General features: G+C 69.7%; 19 protein-coding genes. 8 read left to right on the top strand and 11 right to left on the bottom strand.

Annotated features, from left to right (window positions below):
- Nucleotides 1-106: 106 nt before the first annotated feature.
- The 4 genes from aztD to aztB are packed head-to-tail and all read right to left on the bottom strand — an operon-like array spanning nucleotide 107 to nucleotide 4,418.
- Nucleotides 107-1,309 (bottom strand): zinc metallochaperone AztD, encoded by a 1,203-nt coding sequence (aztD, locus tag ACIPVN_RS08770; protein ID WP_400442122.1) that lies wholly within the window; start codon nucleotides 1,307-1,309, stop codon nucleotides 107-109.
- Nucleotides 1,310-1,340: 31 nt separating this feature from the next.
- Nucleotides 1,341-2,261: a zinc ABC transporter substrate-binding protein AztC gene (gene aztC, locus ACIPVN_RS08765; RefSeq protein ID WP_400443340.1), complete on the bottom strand. Its 921-nt coding sequence runs from the start codon at nucleotides 2,259-2,261 to the stop codon at nucleotides 1,341-1,343.
- A gap of 7 nt (nucleotides 2,262-2,268) precedes the next feature.
- Nucleotides 2,269-3,552, bottom strand: a complete 1,284-nt coding sequence (locus ACIPVN_RS08760) for an ABC transporter (protein WP_400442121.1) — start codon at nucleotides 3,550-3,552, stop codon at nucleotides 2,269-2,271.
- A complete protein-coding gene (aztB, locus tag ACIPVN_RS08755; protein WP_400442119.1) occupies nucleotides 3,549-4,418 on the bottom strand; it encodes a zinc ABC transporter permease AztB in 870 nt (289 codons plus the stop codon). The genes ACIPVN_RS08760 and aztB overlap by 4 nt, the downstream gene beginning before the upstream one ends.
- A gap of 55 nt (nucleotides 4,419-4,473) precedes the next feature.
- On the opposite strand from aztB, the gene aztA reads away from it, so the two are divergent.
- The gene (gene aztA, locus ACIPVN_RS08750; RefSeq protein WP_400442117.1) at nucleotides 4,474-5,154 is read left to right on the top strand and encodes a zinc ABC transporter ATP-binding protein AztA; all 681 of its coding nucleotides are present in this window, start codon (nucleotides 4,474-4,476) and stop codon (nucleotides 5,152-5,154) included.
- Nucleotides 5,155-5,203: 49 nt separating this feature from the next.
- Here aztA and ACIPVN_RS08745 read toward each other — a convergent pair whose 3' ends face one another.
- On the bottom strand, nucleotides 5,204-5,833 hold the full coding sequence (locus tag ACIPVN_RS08745; RefSeq protein WP_400442115.1) for a TetR family transcriptional regulator: 630 nt from the start codon (nucleotides 5,831-5,833) through the stop codon (nucleotides 5,204-5,206).
- A gap of 99 nt (nucleotides 5,834-5,932) precedes the next feature.
- Here ACIPVN_RS08745 and ACIPVN_RS08740 point away from each other — a divergent pair, with 99 nt between their 5' ends.
- The 3 genes from ACIPVN_RS08740 (at nucleotide 5,933) to ACIPVN_RS08730 (ending at nucleotide 7,934) form a co-directional block, all read left to right on the top strand.
- Entirely contained in the window at nucleotides 5,933-6,751 is an 819-nt protein-coding gene (locus ACIPVN_RS08740) for an SDR family oxidoreductase (RefSeq protein WP_400442113.1), read from the top strand.
- 149 nt (nucleotides 6,752-6,900) lie between these two features.
- The gene (locus ACIPVN_RS08735; protein ID WP_400442111.1) at nucleotides 6,901-7,368 is read left to right on the top strand and encodes a DUF1348 family protein; all 468 of its coding nucleotides are present in this window, start codon (nucleotides 6,901-6,903) and stop codon (nucleotides 7,366-7,368) included.
- Nucleotides 7,368-7,934 carry a TetR/AcrR family transcriptional regulator gene (locus ACIPVN_RS08730; RefSeq protein WP_400442109.1) on the top strand — a complete coding sequence of 189 codons (567 nt, stop codon included), beginning with the start codon at nucleotides 7,368-7,370 and terminating at the stop codon, nucleotides 7,932-7,934. Before ACIPVN_RS08735 ends, ACIPVN_RS08730 begins: the two co-directional genes overlap by 1 nt.
- Nucleotides 7,935-8,017: 83 nt before the next feature.
- On the opposite strand, the gene ACIPVN_RS08725 is transcribed toward ACIPVN_RS08730, so the two are convergent.
- Nucleotides 8,018-8,224, bottom strand: coding sequence for a hypothetical protein (locus tag ACIPVN_RS08725; RefSeq protein WP_400442108.1), 207 nt, complete (start codon nucleotides 8,222-8,224; stop codon nucleotides 8,018-8,020).
- 192 nt (nucleotides 8,225-8,416) lie between these two features.
- Here ACIPVN_RS08725 and ACIPVN_RS08720 point away from each other — a divergent pair, with 192 nt between their 5' ends.
- The 3 genes from ACIPVN_RS08720 (at nucleotide 8,417) to ACIPVN_RS08710 (ending at nucleotide 11,397) form a co-directional block, all read left to right on the top strand.
- Nucleotides 8,417-8,824 (top strand): ArsR/SmtB family transcription factor, encoded by a 408-nt coding sequence (locus ACIPVN_RS08720; protein WP_400442106.1) that lies wholly within the window; start codon nucleotides 8,417-8,419, stop codon nucleotides 8,822-8,824.
- Between the two features lie 2 nt (nucleotides 8,825-8,826).
- A complete protein-coding gene (locus ACIPVN_RS08715) occupies nucleotides 8,827-9,804 on the top strand; it encodes an SRPBCC domain-containing protein (protein WP_400442104.1) in 978 nt (325 codons plus the stop codon).
- 231 nt (nucleotides 9,805-10,035) lie between these two features.
- Entirely contained in the window at nucleotides 10,036-11,397 is a 1,362-nt protein-coding gene (locus ACIPVN_RS08710) for an FAD-dependent oxidoreductase (protein WP_400442103.1), read from the top strand.
- A 13-nt stretch (nucleotides 11,398-11,410) separates the two neighbouring features.
- On the opposite strand, the gene ACIPVN_RS08705 is transcribed toward ACIPVN_RS08710, so the two are convergent.
- The 5 genes from ACIPVN_RS08705 to ACIPVN_RS08685 form a co-directional block, all read right to left on the bottom strand.
- A complete protein-coding gene (locus ACIPVN_RS08705; RefSeq protein WP_400442102.1) occupies nucleotides 11,411-12,061 on the bottom strand; it encodes a Pr6Pr family membrane protein in 651 nt (216 codons plus the stop codon).
- 73 nt (nucleotides 12,062-12,134) lie between these two features.
- Nucleotides 12,135-12,521: a DoxX family membrane protein gene (locus tag ACIPVN_RS08700; RefSeq protein ID WP_400442101.1), complete on the bottom strand. Its 387-nt coding sequence runs from the start codon at nucleotides 12,519-12,521 to the stop codon at nucleotides 12,135-12,137.
- 16 nt (nucleotides 12,522-12,537) lie between these two features.
- Complete coding sequence (locus ACIPVN_RS08695; RefSeq protein ID WP_400442099.1) at nucleotides 12,538-13,296, bottom strand: ribonuclease H; 759 nt, start codon at nucleotides 13,294-13,296, stop codon at nucleotides 12,538-12,540.
- A 136-nt stretch (nucleotides 13,297-13,432) separates the two neighbouring features.
- Entirely contained in the window at nucleotides 13,433-13,939 is a 507-nt protein-coding gene (locus ACIPVN_RS08690; RefSeq protein WP_400442097.1) for a GNAT family N-acetyltransferase, read from the bottom strand.
- A gap of 1 nt (nucleotide 13,940) precedes the next feature.
- Nucleotides 13,941-14,162, bottom strand: a complete 222-nt coding sequence (locus ACIPVN_RS08685; RefSeq protein ID WP_400442095.1) for a hypothetical protein — start codon at nucleotides 14,160-14,162, stop codon at nucleotides 13,941-13,943.
- 125 nt (nucleotides 14,163-14,287) lie between these two features.
- On the opposite strand from ACIPVN_RS08685, the gene ACIPVN_RS08680 reads away from it, so the two are divergent.
- On the top strand, nucleotides 14,288-15,334 hold the full coding sequence (locus ACIPVN_RS08680; RefSeq protein WP_400442093.1) for a mechanosensitive ion channel family protein: 1,047 nt from the start codon (nucleotides 14,288-14,290) through the stop codon (nucleotides 15,332-15,334).
- The last annotated feature ends 5 nt before the right edge of the window (nucleotides 15,335-15,339 follow it).

The raw sequence follows: 15,339 nt of genomic DNA, 5'->3' as shown, positions 1-15,339 counted from the left end.
CACCCGTTCGCGAGGAGATCACACGGATGGGAGGACGGATTCTGAGAATTCGTCCTCCCATCGCGGTGTTCTCCTCCCGAACCGAGGGCGGGAAGAGCGCCCGGGATCAGCCGGCGGCCGGCGCGATCTCGTTCGGCGTCACGTCGAGCTCGGTGCTCGCGAGCACCTCGCCCGTGGTGAGGTCGACGGCGTGCACGCTGTTCGCGGCGGGCTCGGTCACGTAGGCGATGTCACCGGCGACGACGATCGCGGGGTGGGCGTCCTGCCACTCGGCGGGTCCCTCCCACGCGTCGATCACCGGGTAGGCGTCGGTGATCTCGCCGGACTCGGGGTCGAGCACGTGGATCGCTCCGTCGGAACCGAGGATGTACGCGAGTTCACCCGGACCGCGGGCGACGTCGCGGAACGTGTACTCCGCGCCCTCGGGCAGGTCGACGACCTCGTACGTCAGCGCCTCGGTGTCGATGAGGGTGACGGCGCCGAGCAGGTAGCCCTCGGCATCCGGGTCGTTCTTGTAGTCGCCGACGATGATCGGGCTGGACTCGCTCACGTAGGCGTTGCCCATGCGGCCGTAGGGCTGGTCGGGAGCCGACAGCTTCGTGATCTCGCCGTCGGCGTAGACCAGAGAGCCGTCCTCGCAGCCGAACACGACGACCTCGTTCTCGGCCGTGCCCTCGCCGTGCACGCCGGGGCACTGGTCCGACGCGGCGATCTCGGTGCCGTCGGCGTCGCGCACCACGATGCCGTTGCGCCCGTCGGCGTTGCCGACCGTGGTGAGGAACGTGCCGTCCTCGAGCACGATCGAGACGCCGTGGTGCGCCTCCACGCCCGCGATGGTCTCGACCTCGGGGAGACCCTCGGCGTCCGTCAGATCGGCCGTGTCGAAGATGGTCGTGTCGCTCGTGCCGTCGGCGTAGAGGATCGTCTTGCCGCCGTGACGCACGACGTGGCCGGGGGTGTCGGCCTCGAAGACCGTGTCGGTGAGGGCCGCGTCGTCCGACGAGCCGGCGCCGGTGTCGAGCACCTGGAAGCCTTCGCTCATCGTCACCATGACGTGCCGGTCGTCGCCGGCGGGGTTCAGCCGGGTGAAGGGCTCGGAGTCGAAGTCGGCGACGGTCTCGAGGGTCTCGCCGTCGAGCACCAGGATGCCGCCGTCGTACGAGATCGCGACGCGGGCGCCGGCATCCGTTGCCGAGCTCTCCCTCGCCGGGGCGTCGGCGCTCGGGGTCGTCGAGCAGGACGCGAGGGTCACGACCGCGCCGAGGGCGACGGCACCGACCAGCGCTCTGCGCAGGGGGAGTTTCTTCATGCAGGTGCTTCTTTCTCTCTGAGGGGTGGTCTCACCGGGTGAGACCGGAAACGATGCGCTCGGTGTTGACGCGCATCATGGTCAGGTAGTCGGGGGCGCCGCCGTCGGGGTCGGTGAGCGACTCGGTGAAGAGCTCGATCACCTCGACATCGATGTCGGCCTCGTCGGCGAGCGCCCGCGCGAGACGGTCGGGCGACGATGACTCGGCGAAGATCGCCGAGACGCCGGTCTCCTCGACCGCGTCGACGAGGTCGGCGAGATCGGATGCCGAGGGGGCGGCGAGCGTCGTGCCCCCGGGGATCACGGCCCCGACCACCTCGAAGTCGAATCGCTCGGCGAGGTAACCGAACACGTGATGGTTGGTGACCAGCGCCCGACGGTCGGCGGGGATGCGCGCGAAGGCGTCCGTCATCTCGGCATCCAGGTCGTCGAGCTCGGCGCGATAATCGGCGACGCTCTCCCGCAGGGCATCGGGATCGATCCCCTCGATCTCGGCCAGGGCGGGTTCGAGAGCGTCGACGACCGCGAGCATCTGCACGGGGTCGGTCCAGAAGTGCGAGTCGGGCATGCCCGCGGCATCGCCCTCGCTGTAGTCGAGCACATCGATCGCATCGCCCGCGACGAAGGTCGGCACGTCGGCGGCGGATGCCGCGTCGAGGTGCTGCTGCAACCCCTCCTCGAGACCCAGGCCGTTCGAGACGACCAGGTCCGCGTCGCGCAGGGTGGCCGCCTCCTGCGCCGAGATCTCGAAGGAGTGCGGGTCGGCGTTCGGCTTCATGAGCGTGACCACGCGTGCCTGGTCGCCGACGAGCTCCCCGACGACATCGCCGAGGATGTTCGTCGAGACGACGACGAGGGGGCGCGCGTCGGCGGGTGCGGCGCAGGCGGTGAGCGTGCCGGCGAGTGCGCCGGCGATGGCGAGTGCGGTCGCCGCGGCGAGGGGGCGGAGCATCCGCATGTCAGCGTCCTGTCTCGGCGACGAAAGCCGGGTCGGTGGGGGTGTCGAAGGTGCGGGCGATGCGGGCGGCGTCGGCGTAGTCGATCTCGAACAGCCGCTTCTCGCTCGGGGCGCTGAGGTACGCGCGCTGCTGGTCGGCGACGAGCACCGGAGCCGCGCCCTCGCTGAGCGAGGCGGCGACGAGGGGGGCGGTCTCGGCGATCAGCGAGCCGTCGGCGGCGCTGAGCACGAGCATCCGTCCGTCCTCGGCCAGGGCGAGAAGGTGGCCGTCCTCGTCGTCGACCGCCGTCACGTGCACGAGCGGCGCCGGCGCCGTCAGCAGCGTCCAGGTGCGGGCGCGGGTGTCGAGGAGACGGATGTCGGTCGGGCTCGCGAGGCCGGCGACGGTCGGGCGACCCTCGCGGTTGTCGAAGGAGGCGACGGCCCCGGCGGGGGTATCCGCGGGGTACGGGATGCGCTCGACCGTGAGCTCGCCATCGTCGACGTGCGCGAGCAGGGCGCCGTCGGCGCAGCCGATCACGGCGCCGACCCGGGTCGTGCGGGTTCCCGCCGGGGCGGCGCAGGTCTCCTCGAGGCCGGTCGGTTCGCCCTCGGCGGTGTAGCCGACGACGCGTGCGCCGACTCCGTCGACCGCCTCGGTGATGAGGGCGAAAGATCCCACGGGTACGACGAGTCCGGTGTGCGGGTCGCGCTGCAGGCGGAACTGCTCGCGGATCTCGCCCTTCGAGAGCGCCTCGGTGTCGAGCAGCACGGCATCCCCCGAACCGGCGAACGAGATGCCGATGCCGCCGGAGGTCGAGCTGTTCGTCGTGGCGATCGTCGGCGACCCGTCGCCGTCGACCGCCCCGAGCAGGGCCGGGGCGGCGCGGTAGTAGTGGAAGTGGTCGACGTGGTCCCACGTCCACACGCCGCTGTCGACGATCTCGACGCCGTCGCCGACATCGGCGAACAGGTAGCGACCGTCGGTGGTCATCGCCCGTGGTGCGGCGATCTCGCCGATCCCGGTCACGGATTCGTCGAGCAGGTCGAGGTGTGTGACCGTGCCGGTCGGGTCGATCGCCGTGAGCCCGAGCGGAGGTTCGGCGACCTCCTCGGCTCCGGCGATCGCGCCGTGACCGTCGCCGGGCGAGGGGGTGTCGGTCGCCGTATCGGCTGACGTGTCGGCGGGCGCGCCCGTGCAGGCGGCGAGGCCGATGGTGAGCACGCCCACGAGGGCGAGGGAGGTCGAGCGGAAACGCACGGCATCCTTTCTTTCGGTGGTCGGTCGGGCTGTCGAATCGCTCATCTCGTCGTCTCCATCGGGTGAAAAGCGGAGATCGAGCGATTCGAGAGCCGGGTGGCGACCGCGGCGCGGGCCACCCAGGAGAAGAGGGCCAGGGCGATCGCGGCGGCGGCGACGGATGCTCCGGCCGCCGTCGCCGCGAACCACGAGGTGACCAGGCCGAGGAACACCGCGGCGATGCCGAACAGGCAGGCGAGCAGCATCCGGGTGGGGATGCGGGTGGTCCAGTGGCCGGCGGCGACCGCGGGGGCGAGCAGCAACCCGACCACGAGCATCGACCCGACGGCCTGGTACGAGGCGACGACGGCGAGGGTGACGAGGCCCACGAGCACGGCCTGCGCGAGCCGCGGGCGCAGACCGAGCACCGTCGCGATACGGGTGTCGAGTGCGAGGGCGACGAACGAACGGTGGAAGCCGATCGCCACCGCGATGCCGAGCGCGGCAGCGGCGCCGAGGAGGATCAGATCGGCCTGCGTGATGGCGAGGATGTCGCCGAAGAGGATCGCGGTCGCGTCGGTGGCGAAGCTGCCGGAGTGGGAGATGATGATGACCCCGAGGGCCAGCATCGAGACGAACAGCAGGCCGATGCTCGTGTCGTACGAGAGCTTGGCGCGCCGCTGGAGGGCTCCGATCCCGACGCTCATGGCGACCGCGCTCAGTGCTCCGCCGGCGAGCACGGGCAGCCCCAGCACCGTGGCGAGGGCGACTCCCGGCAGCATCCCGTGCGCAAGCGCCTCGCCGAGGAACGCCATGCCGCGGATCACGACCCAGGTGCCGACGACGCCGCAGAGGATCGCCACGAGTGCGCCGCCGAGCATGCCGCGCTGCACGAACTCGAGCGCGAAGGGGGCGAGGAGAGGAAGGGTCACGTTGAGCGAGCCTAGGGCTTTTTGAGAATGATTATCAAACTCATAAGATGAAGCCATGATTTCCCCGACCTCGCTCGCACCCGCCGCCCGCCTGTCCGACGTGCACGTGGCATTCGATGGCGTGGATGTGGTGTGCGGCGTCGATCTGCGCGTCGCGCCGGAAGAACTCGCAGCGATCGCCGGGCCCAACGGGGCGGGGAAGTCGACACTGCTCGAAGTGCTCGCCGGCACGCGCTCACCGCGTCGAGGTCAGCGGTCGGTGTCCGGCGCCGTGGCCTTCGTGCCGCAGCGGGCGGCGATCCCGCCCCGGTTGCCGGTCACGGTGCGCGACGTCGTCGCCGTCGGCGTCTGGGGCCGGCTCGGGCCGTGGCGGCGGGTGGACGGCGAGGCGCGAGCTGCGGTGGCGCGCTCGCTGTCGCGGATGGAGATCGCCGATCTCGCATCGAGTCCGTACGCGTCGCTGTCGGGCGGGCAGCAGCAGCGCACGCTTCTCGCCCAGGGGCTCGCGCGTCAGGCCGACCTGCTCCTGCTCGACGAACCCACCACGGGGCTGGACGCCGAGAGCAGTCTGCGCATCCGATCGGTGCTGCGCGAGGAGGCCGATCGGGGTGTGGCCGTGGTGTGCGTCTCGCACGATGGGGCGCTGCTCGGGGAGGCGGATCGAGTGGTGCGGCTGGAGGCGGGTCGGGTCGTTGCCCTCGGCTCAGGAACCGGGCTGCCGTACTCCGGTTCTTAGAGAGGAGCGGAGCGACCAGACGACGGGCCACCCGAGTCGCGGGAGCGCGTCACGCGTCGGGGCTGCGCACGTCGATGATGCCCATCGCCTCGTCGAGCACCTCGGCGAACGGCCGCTTCTGGTCCGAGGCGAACCAGGTGGTGCGTGCGGCCTGCATGCAGGCGAAGGCGGCGCCGACGATCGCGGCCGGCCGCGGGTCGGTGCCCCGCTCGTGCGGCATCTCCGAAGCATCCGTCAGCCGATCCGCCACCCGGCCGATCAGCAGCTCCTGCACGCGCTGCATCTTCTCGAGGTAGCCCGCCTGCAGCTGCGGAGTGCTGTGGACGATGCTCTCCATCGCGTCGTTGCGCGCCCGCTGGTGGTCGTCGTCGACGTAGCCGAGCGTCATGTCGAACACACGGCGCATCGACGTCCACACCGGTTCGTCGGCGGGACGCTCGTCGAGTGCCTCGGCCATGCGGTCGCCGAACAGGTCGTACTTGCCGATGACGAGGTCGTCCTTCGACGGGAAATAGCGGAAGAACGTGCGCTTCGACATGCCGGCGGCGGCGGCGATCTGGTCGACGGTCGTGTTCTCGTACCCGCGCTCGAGGAAGAGGTCTTGAGCCACGTTCGTCAGCTCGAGCTGTGCGAGACGGCGCGTGCGTTCGCGGATGGGAGTGGGTGCGGGAGTGCTCACGCCCCCCAGTGTACGACGGTTGCGAAAATGACACCGAGTGACAGAAATGGCGTAGAGTACCTACGGATGCCGCCGGGCATCTCGAAAGTGAGGATCATCATGAGCAGAATCTGGTTCATCACCGGCGCCTCGAAAGGCTTCGGACGCGAGTTCGCGATCGCGGCGCTGGATCGCGGCGACCGTGTCGCGGCGACCGCGCGCGACACCGGCACCCTGAGCGATCTCGTCGAGAAGTACGGGGATGCCGTGCTCCCCCTGCAGCTCGACGTCACCGACCGAGATCGAGTGTTCGCCGTCGTGGAGCAGGCGCACGAAGCGTTCGGCGCCATCGACGTCGTGATCAACAACGCGGGGTACGGCCTCTTCGGCACCGTCGAGGAGATCACCGAGCAGCAGCTGCGCGATCAGCTCGAGACCAACCTCTTCGGCGTCTTCCACGTCACCCAGGCCGTTCTGCCGATCCTGCGTGCGCAGGGCTCGGGGCACATCATCCAGATCTCGACCATCGGCGGAGTGGCAGCCTTCCCGAGCCTCGGCGGCTACCACGCCTCGAAGTGGGCACTCGAAGGGCTCACCGAATCGCTCGCTCAGGAGGTGGCCGGTTTCGGCATCAAGGTCACCCTCGTCGAGCCGGGCGGCTTCGCCACCGACTGGAGCGGGGCTTCCGCCACGTTCGCCGAATCGCAGCCGCAGTACGCGCCGCTGCACGAAGCCATGGCAAAGCAGATGTCCGGAGGAGCGAGCCCGAAGCCCGTGGGCTTCGGCACGGCGATCCTGAAGGTCGTCGACGCCGAGCAGCCGCCACTGCGCGTGTTCTTCGGGGAGCAGCCCACGCAGATCGCTCCGCGCATCTATCAGAAGCGGCTCGACGAATGGGCGGCCTGGGCCGACGTCTCGCGCGAGGCCGAAGGCAAGTGAGGTCAGCGGCGGGTGCTTCCGCGCCCGCCGCTCCTCGGCGATCTCGACTTCTTCTCGGACATGGGAGTTGACACGCGCATCCGCTCTCTGTACCGTTTAGTACACACTGAACCAATCGGTACAGATGAGATCGCACACAAGGAGTCGCCATGTCCCGTCCGCCCCTTCCCCCGTTCACCGAAGAGACCGCCGTCCAGAAGGTCCGCGCCGCCGAAGACGGCTGGAACACCCGTGACCCGGAGCGCATCGCGCTCGCATATAGCGAGGACAGCTGGTGGCGCAACCGCTCCACCTTCGTGCAGGGTCGCGAAGCCATCATCGAGTTCCTGGCCGGCAAGTGGGACCGCGAGTCGGACTACCGGCTCATCAAGGAGCTGTGGGCCTACACTGGCGATGTGATCGCGGTGCGCTTCGCCTACGAGTACCGCAACGCCGAGGGCCAGTGGTTCCGCGCCTACGGCAACGAGAACTGGCGCTTCGACAAGGACGGCCTCATGACGCACCGCCACGCGAGCATCAACGACGTCGAGATCGACGAGGCCGACCGCAAGTTCTTCTGGGACAACTCCGGCCCCCGCCCCGCCGACCACCCCGGCCTGAGCGAGCTCGGTCTCTGATGGCCAGAACCGTCCTCGACCGGTCCGACGTGGTCCTCGCCCTCGCGGGCGTGTTCCGCAAGCGAGGCTTCGAGGGTGGTTCCCTCTCGTTCATCCAGCAGGAGACCGGCGTCGGCCGCGGAAGCCTGTACCACTTCTTCCCCGAAGGGAAGACGGACATGGCCCGCGCCGTGCTCGACCAGGTCAGCGACTGGTTCGAAGAGAAGATCTTCGAACCACTGCGCACCGCGACCGATCCCGAGCGGGCGATCGCGGACATGTCGCGGGAGGTCGCCGAGTACTTCATCTCGCGAGAGCGCGTATGCCTGTTCGCCGCGATGACGTTGGGAGAAGAGCAGGAGACCTTCGCCGCGTCGGTGAAGACCTACTTCACCGACTGGGTCGCCGCCCTCGCCGGTGTGCTCCGTGCAGCTGGGCTCTCCTCTCAGGAATCGGCGGACCGTGCGCTGGACGCGGTCGCCGCCATCCAGGGCGGGCTGATCCTGGCTCGCGCCTACGGTGACGATCAGACCTTCCTCGGAATCGTCGAGCGCACCGAGAAGAGCCTTCTCGCGCCGATCCGTTGAGCTCTCCTCGACCGGGCGGCCGCGCCCCCTCGTCTTGCGGCGCACTGCTGGGCCCCCGGAGTTTGTCGAAAGGCCCCGCCCCCTCAGCTCTCGGTCGGGGCCGGTGCCGACGGCTTCCGTGGCGCCGGCTCCCACACGACCAGCAGGAATGCCGCGATCGGCCCGAAGAACAGCGTGAGAAAGAACCACGTCCACGCCGATCGATTGCGCGTGCGGGCATAGCCGCCTGCGAGCAGCGCGACGGAGGTCCACATCGCGGAGACCAGGGGGAACAGGGAGTTGTATTCCATGCGCTCGACCCTAGGCCGAGGTTCGCGGTCGCGGCGGTGCTGTGCGGGCGCGCCTCCCGATCGCCTGCAGGGAGTTCAGACACGTGCAGTGAGAAACGGGTGGATGCTCCCTGCAGGTGTGTCCTCTCCCTGCAGGTGAGCATGCGATGAACCTCTTGACACGGCATCCGCCCCGGTCTAACGTACAACCAAATGGTTGCACAACGAGAACTGAGCGAAGCGGAGGTCGACCGTGTCTTCCACGCACTGGCCACGTCGACCCGGCGCGACATCCTGCGCCGGACGATCGAGAACGAGCAGTCGGTCTCGACCCTCGCCGCCGAGTACGAGATGTCGTTCGCCGCGGTGCAGAAGCACGTCGCCGTGCTGGAGGCCGCGAACCTCATCGTCAAGCGCGCCGAGGGACGCGAGCGCCTCGTGCGCGCGAATCCCGAGATGATCGCCCGCGCCAAAGCGCTGCTAGCCCGGTACGAAGAGCTCTGGCGATCGCGCATCGCCCGCCTCGACGACCTGCTGGCCGACGCTTCGACAGGCTCAGCGACCCAGAAGAGCAGCACCACGAAGAACACCGAACCGACCGAACACGAACAAGGAGACTGACAATGCCTGTCACCGAAGTCACAACGGATGCCGAGAACCTCACCATGACGGTCGTCGCCGATCTGGCGGCCCCCGTCGAGCGGGTGTGGGACGCCTACAGCGATCCGCGGCAGCTCGAGCGCTTCTGGGGCCCTCCCGGATGGCCCGCCACCTTCACCCACTGGGATCAGACGGTGGGCGGCAAGGCGAACTACACGATGAACGGCCCGCGCGGCGAGAAGGCATCCGGCACCTGGGAGTTCTTGAAGATCGACGGGCCGAACGGCTTCGAGGTCATCGATGCCTTCGCCGATGAAGACGGCACCCCCGACCCGAACCTGCCCTCGATGCGCATGACGTTCACGTTCGCGCCGACCGCCGAGGGCACGCGCATGGTCAACACGAGCTACTTCTCGTCGGCCGAGGCTCTCGAACAGGTCGTCGCGATGGGCGCCGTCGAGGGCACGACGCTCGCGATGAGCCAGCTCGACGCCGTGCTGCAGGACCTCCGCGACTACGCGCAGGGCAAGGGCACGCAGGTCGAGCTGCTCGACGACGTGCACGTGCGTATCACGCGGCTCGTCGAGGGTCCGCGGGAGCTGGTGTGGCGGGCGCACAACGAGCCCGAGCTCATGAAGCAGTGGCTGCTCGGACCCGACGGCTGGGAGATGACGGAGTGCATCGTCGCGACCGAGGTCGGCCAGACGTACCGCAACTCGTGGGCGCCGGTCGGCGACACCGAGGGCGAACCGTTCGGCTTCGAGGGCGAGGCGCTGCTGATCGACGCCCCGAAGCGGTCGGTGCAGACCGAGCGGATGATCGGGATGCCGGTCGAGACGCTCAACGACCTCAACCTCTACGAGGAGGACGGGGCGACCCTCATCACGCAGTACATCGAGTACCCCGACAAGGAGACGCGCGACATGATCCTCGCCACAGGCATGGCCGACGGCATGGAGACCTCGTACGCCCGCCTCGAGCGGGAACTGCTGGCGGTCTGACGTTCACAACTCCGGAGAAACCGGCCGATCCCGCACGGATCGGCCGGTTTCGGTGTGTTCGGCGCTGATTCTCCGGAGCTGTGTCGCCGCCGCCGAGCACCAACTCAGGAAGAATCGGCCATTCCGGCCCGAATCCGGCCGTTCTGAGCCGCCACTGGCCCCTTCTTCCTGAGTTGCGTACACCCGCCCGGGCAGCCACCGTCCACCCGGGCGGGATAAAGTGGCGACACGATGAGGATCACGCGCCGTACTCTGCTTCTGGGCGCCGGGGCCGGAGCCCTTTCGGTGCTGCTCGCCTCGTGCACGCCCGAACCCGAGCCCACGCCCACGCGCACCCCGACGCGTTCGCCCGAGCCGCAGCCCACGAACGGGGTGCCGATTCCGGCCGGAAGCATCCGCTCGACGTGGACGAGCGACCAGTACGCGTTCGGCGCTGTCAGCTTCGTGCCCGCCGGCGTCGGGGCCGAGACCCGCAGCGCCCTCGCGCGTCCGGTCGACGACCGCCTGTTCTTCGCCGGCGAGGCCACCGATGAAGAGGCGCCGGCCACGATGCGCGGAGCGATCGCCTCGGGTGAGCGCGCCGCCGACGAAGTGCGCGATGCCGCCGGCGACGGTGAGCGCATCGCCGTGATCGGTGCGGGCTTGGCCGGCGCCACGGCGGCCGCACGACTGAACGACGCGGGCTTCGAGGTCACCGTCCTCGAGGCGCGTGACCGCGTCGGCGGACGTGTGTACTCTCGGGTCGACGACGCCTGGTCGATTCCTCCGCAGCTCGGTGCGTGGCTGTTCGGCGAGGCGGATGCCGAGCTCGTGCAGACCATCGAGGCCGAGGACATCGCGGTCGTCGATCTCGCGGGCTCGCTCTGGCGTTCGCCCGACGGAGACACGGATGCCGTCGCCACCGAGCCCCTCACGGCAGCGATCGCGGCGGCACAGGCCGCCCCGGTCGACAGCTCGGTCGCGGATGCCCTCGTCGCGGCCGGCGTCGACACCGCCGACCCCACCATCCTCGCCCTGCTGGCGCTTCTCGCCACCACCTCGGGCGCCGAGGCGGCGAAGCTGTCGAGCTGGCTCGCGCCGGCGCTCCCCCCGGCCGAGCCCCGTGCCGCTCGCGACAGCCTGCTGCCGTTCATCGAGCACACCCTCGACGGAGTGCAGGTCGGGCTCAACCAGCCGGTCACCCGCCTCGCCTACGACGACACCGGCGTGAGCGTGCGGATGGGCACCGGCGAGGCGCTGTCGTTCGACCGCGTCGTCGTGACGGTGCCGCTCGGAGTGCTGCAGGAGCAGGGCATCGAGTTCGATCCGCCCCTGCCCTTCGCCAACCGCGGCGCGATCTCGGCCCTCGCGATGGGGTCGATCGAGACCGTGTGGTTGCGCTGGGACGAGCCGTTCTGGGATGCCGAGGAGGCGGTGTGGCACACGGTCGGCGGAGAGGCCGGCATCCGCACCTGGATCAACCTGCTGCCCGCCACCGGCGAGAACGTGCTGGTGGGCATCGTCGGTGGGGACGCCGCGGCGAGGTTCTCGGAACTCGGCACCGACGACGCGATCGCCCTGGCGCTGGAGGCGCTCGCGCCGTACGTCGCCTGACGCGAGGCGCGGTCTACTCCGCCTGATCCCGCCGGAGCCGTCGGGGCAACGGCATCCGACTGATGAGCACGAGCGCGGTCGCGACGACCGCGAACGTCGCGAGGGCGATGCCCGACGACACCAGGAACTCGGCCGGTCCGCTGATCTGCCGCGGGTCGAGGAAGTAGTACGGATACCAGCCGATGATCGGGCCGCGGATCATCGTGAACCCGCCCCACACGAGCGGGTAGATCAGCGTCGCCGGGATGACCCGCCACGGCACCGCGCGATGGCCGGGCGCGAGCGCCCAGGCGAGTGCGGCGCAGGCCGGCAGGTAGAAGTGCAGCACCTGATCCGACCACGGGACGTCGATGCGGATGCCGCGCAGCCCCGCCTGCCACACGAGGATCGCGAACACGATGCCGGCCGTGACCGTCCACGTGAGCACGAGGGCGAGGGTGACGGTGAGCCAGCGCGGATCGCGGGCGTTGCGGAGGGCGATGATTCCGGCGATCGTCAGCAGCACCACGAACGCGACGTTCGACTGATTGGTGAGGTAGGCGAAGAAATTCTGGCTGGCGATGGTGTGCGAGGCCAGCCCCCACGCGAGGCGGTGGATGAGGGCGACGAGGCAGAGTGCGGCGGCGCCGAGTCGGAGCAGGCCGAAGACGGTACGGGTCTTCACCGCTGCGTCACCGGCCGTCCACTCATCCGCCGAGTCTACTTTTGGTCGGCTCCGTGGGTCGTGGGAACGCGCCTCAGCGACGCGTGCGGGTTGACCAGAGTGCCAGCGCGACCAGCGCCGGCTGGAAGAACAGCCGCACGAAGCGCTTCATGTCGGTGTCGAGACCGAAACCGTCGCGCTGATGCATCCACTGCGAGACGTTGCCGGGGAAAACCGCGACGAAGAACAGCGCGGCGATCGTGCCGACCGTCCGGCGACGCTTGCGGGCGAGGAGCAGCGCGGAGCCGAGACCGACCTCGACGACGCCGGAAGCGAGCACGGTGACGTCGGGGTCGAGCGGCAGCGATTCGGGAACCTGCGCCTGGAACTCCCGTCGGGCGAACGTCAGGTGCGAGATGCCCGCGAAGACGAGGGAGGATCCGAGGAAGAGGCGGCCGATCGTGCGCGCGGTTGTCGACATGAGGCGAGTGTACGCGTCAGATCAGACGGCGGAGGGCCGCTTCGAGCGAGATGCCCTGCGCCTCGGCGCGGTCGCGCAGGCGGGCGTGCTCGTCGCCCGTGAGGGTCAGGCGCAGCTCGATCGGGTCGGCCGACGGGGTGTCGAAGTCGTCGAACAGCGACGAGGTCTCGGCCCAGAGCGGGGCATCCGATGCTGTGGGCGCTGCGGTCGCCGCGCGCTCTGCGGTCGCGGAAGTCCGTGCTTGCGGGCGGGCGTGCGGAGCGGATGCCGCGACCGGGGCGGAGGCCGAGACCGCCGCGCCCGCGCCGGAGGCGAGCGTGAATCCGGGGCCGCGGCGGGGCTCCTGCTTCGCCTGATAGGCCTTCGCCGCGGCGTTCGCCCGCTCGTCGGCGGCCTCGTTCAGGCGGTCGCCGGCGTGCCCCTTGACCCAGGAGAACTCGACGTCGCGCCCGCGGATCGCCTCGTCGATCCCCTCGAGGATGTCGCGGTTGAGCACGGGACCGCCGTCGGATTTGCGCCAGCCCTTGCGCTTCCACCCCGGCATCCACTTCGTCACCGAGTCGATCACATACCGGCTGTCGCAGCGGATGAGCAGCTTCTCGTCGGTGCCGGCCGTCGCGCGCAGGAGTTCGAGCACTGCCTGCAACTCGCCCTGGTTGTTGGTGCCGTGGGGGGACCCGCCCGCCGCCCAGTTGTCGTCGTCGATGTACCAGGCCCAGCCGTTGGGGCCGGGGTTGCCCAGGGCCGAGCCGTCTGCGGCGGCGGTGATCGTCATCCCTCCACCGTAGCTCGGGCCGCCGACGTCGTCGGGCGGGCGCGACGAGTCAACGTGAGGGGTCAGAACACGCCGCAGCGGATGCCGGGGGCGCGGCGTGTCTTGACCCCTCACGAAGAGAGGCGTGGGCGGCAGCTCAGCGTAGGGCGCGGCGCATTCGGATCTCGCGGCGTCCGTCGGGCAGGAGTTCGCCGGGTTCGTCGAGGGGCGTGAAGCCGGCGCGCTCGTAGGCGCGGCGGGCCGACGGGTTGTCGGGCATGACCGAGAGATCGAGGAAGGCTGCCCCGGAATCCGTCGCCCAATCGACGATGCGATCGATCAGATCGGCGGCCAGCCCCGTCCCGCGCGCTGACGGAGCGACCCACATCGAGATCAGTTCGGTGCGGGAGGGGTCGTCGGCCACGGGCATGCCGGTGATCATCCCGACGACGTGCTCTCCGTCGATCGCGAGCAGGTCGTGCGCGCCGGGAATCGACAGCCGCTCGCGCCACCGCGACTCGGGCGCCTCGATCCAGTCGGTGAGTTGCGAGCCGAAGGCGGCGGGTGACTCGCGCAGGGCTTCGAGCCGCGCGGCGCGCCACAGCATCCATTCGTCGGCCGCCACGGGGCGGACCTCGATGCCGTCGGATGAGGGGGAGGCCATGTCAGTCCTCGTCCGGTTCACGGTTCTCGGTCGACACCGCAGACGGCGCCGGTGGTGCGACGGGGAACGCGATCGACCCGAGCTCGGCGCCGAGGCCGATCGACAGCGGGTCGACGGCGGGCGTCGTGGCGAGCGCGTCGACGCCGTCACGTTCGAGAGGCTCGGACGGAAGCCCGGCCCACTGGTTCTCTTCTTCTTCCGGGCGGTGCTGGAACAGTCCCATCCGCCCATTGTCTCTCCGTCGCGCCCGGACGAGGCCGGATTCACACCGGATTGGTCGATTGCGGCCGGCCGGCCGGTCAGGTCGCGGTCAGACCCGGCGCCGTGGCGTCTTCTACGGTGGGAGACATGGCCGAAGACATCTCGTGGAACCCCTGGCTCGCAACGGTCGTCGCCATCGGGATCGCCCTGCTCTGCGCCGCCGCCGCCCTCATCCTTCTCAGCCTGATCGTCGCGCTCGTCCGTCGCCGGGTCGAGTGGGTGGGAGAGTTGGCTCGTCGCGCCCGGAACGCCGTGTTCGTGGTCGTCGCCGTGGTCGCCCTGTGGATCTCCTGCTCGGTGTCGGAGCCGGCGAACCTTGACTGGTGGCCGGCGCTCTCGCGTCTCTTCCTCATCGCGACGATCCTCACGGGCGCCTGGCTGCTCGGGGCGCTCGCCTCGTTCGGGTTCGAGAGGCTCATGGAGCGTGAGGAGAGAGAGCGGATGGGCCCCGACGCGCGTCGTCGCCGCACCCAGCTGCTCGTCATCCACCGGCTCGTGCTCGTCACGATCGCCATCCTCGCCCTCGGCACGGTGCTGTTCACCTTCCCCGAGATGCGAGCGGTCGGGGCCAGCCTCCTCGCCTCCGCGGGAATCGTGAGCATCATCGCGGGCCTCGCCGCCCAGTCGATCCTCGGCAACCTCATCGCGGGCGTCCAGATCGCGTTCACCGACGCGATCCGTGTGGGCGACGTCGTCGTCGTCGAGGGGGAATGGGGGCGGATCGGCGAGATCAATCTCTCGTACGTCGTCGTCTACATCTGGGACGAACGCCGGCTCGTGGTTCCCTGCAACTACTTCACGACGAACCCGATCGAGACCTGGACGCGAAAGTCCGATGCGATCCTGGGGGTGGTCTTCATGGATCTGGACTGGCGGGTGCCGATGGCCGAGGTGCGGGCCCAGTTCCAGCGGATCATCGAGGCGTCGCCGTTCTGGGACCGGCGATCGTCGAGCGCTCTCGTCACCGACTCGCAGGGCGGATTCGTGACGGTGCGCTTCGTGATGTCGGCGAAGGACTCGTCGGATCAGTGGGATCTGCGGTGCGAAGTGCGGGAGCAGATGATGACCTGGTTGCAGCAGTCGCACCCCGAGGCCCTGCCGCTCACCCGGGTGGCGATGGAGCAGCCCCGGTAGGTCTC

Source organism: Microbacterium sp. NPDC090003 (assembly GCF_044748385.1).
GTDB lineage: Bacteria > Actinomycetota > Actinomycetes > Actinomycetales > Microbacteriaceae > Microbacterium.
This window is presented reverse-complemented; position numbering and strand designations above follow the sequence as displayed.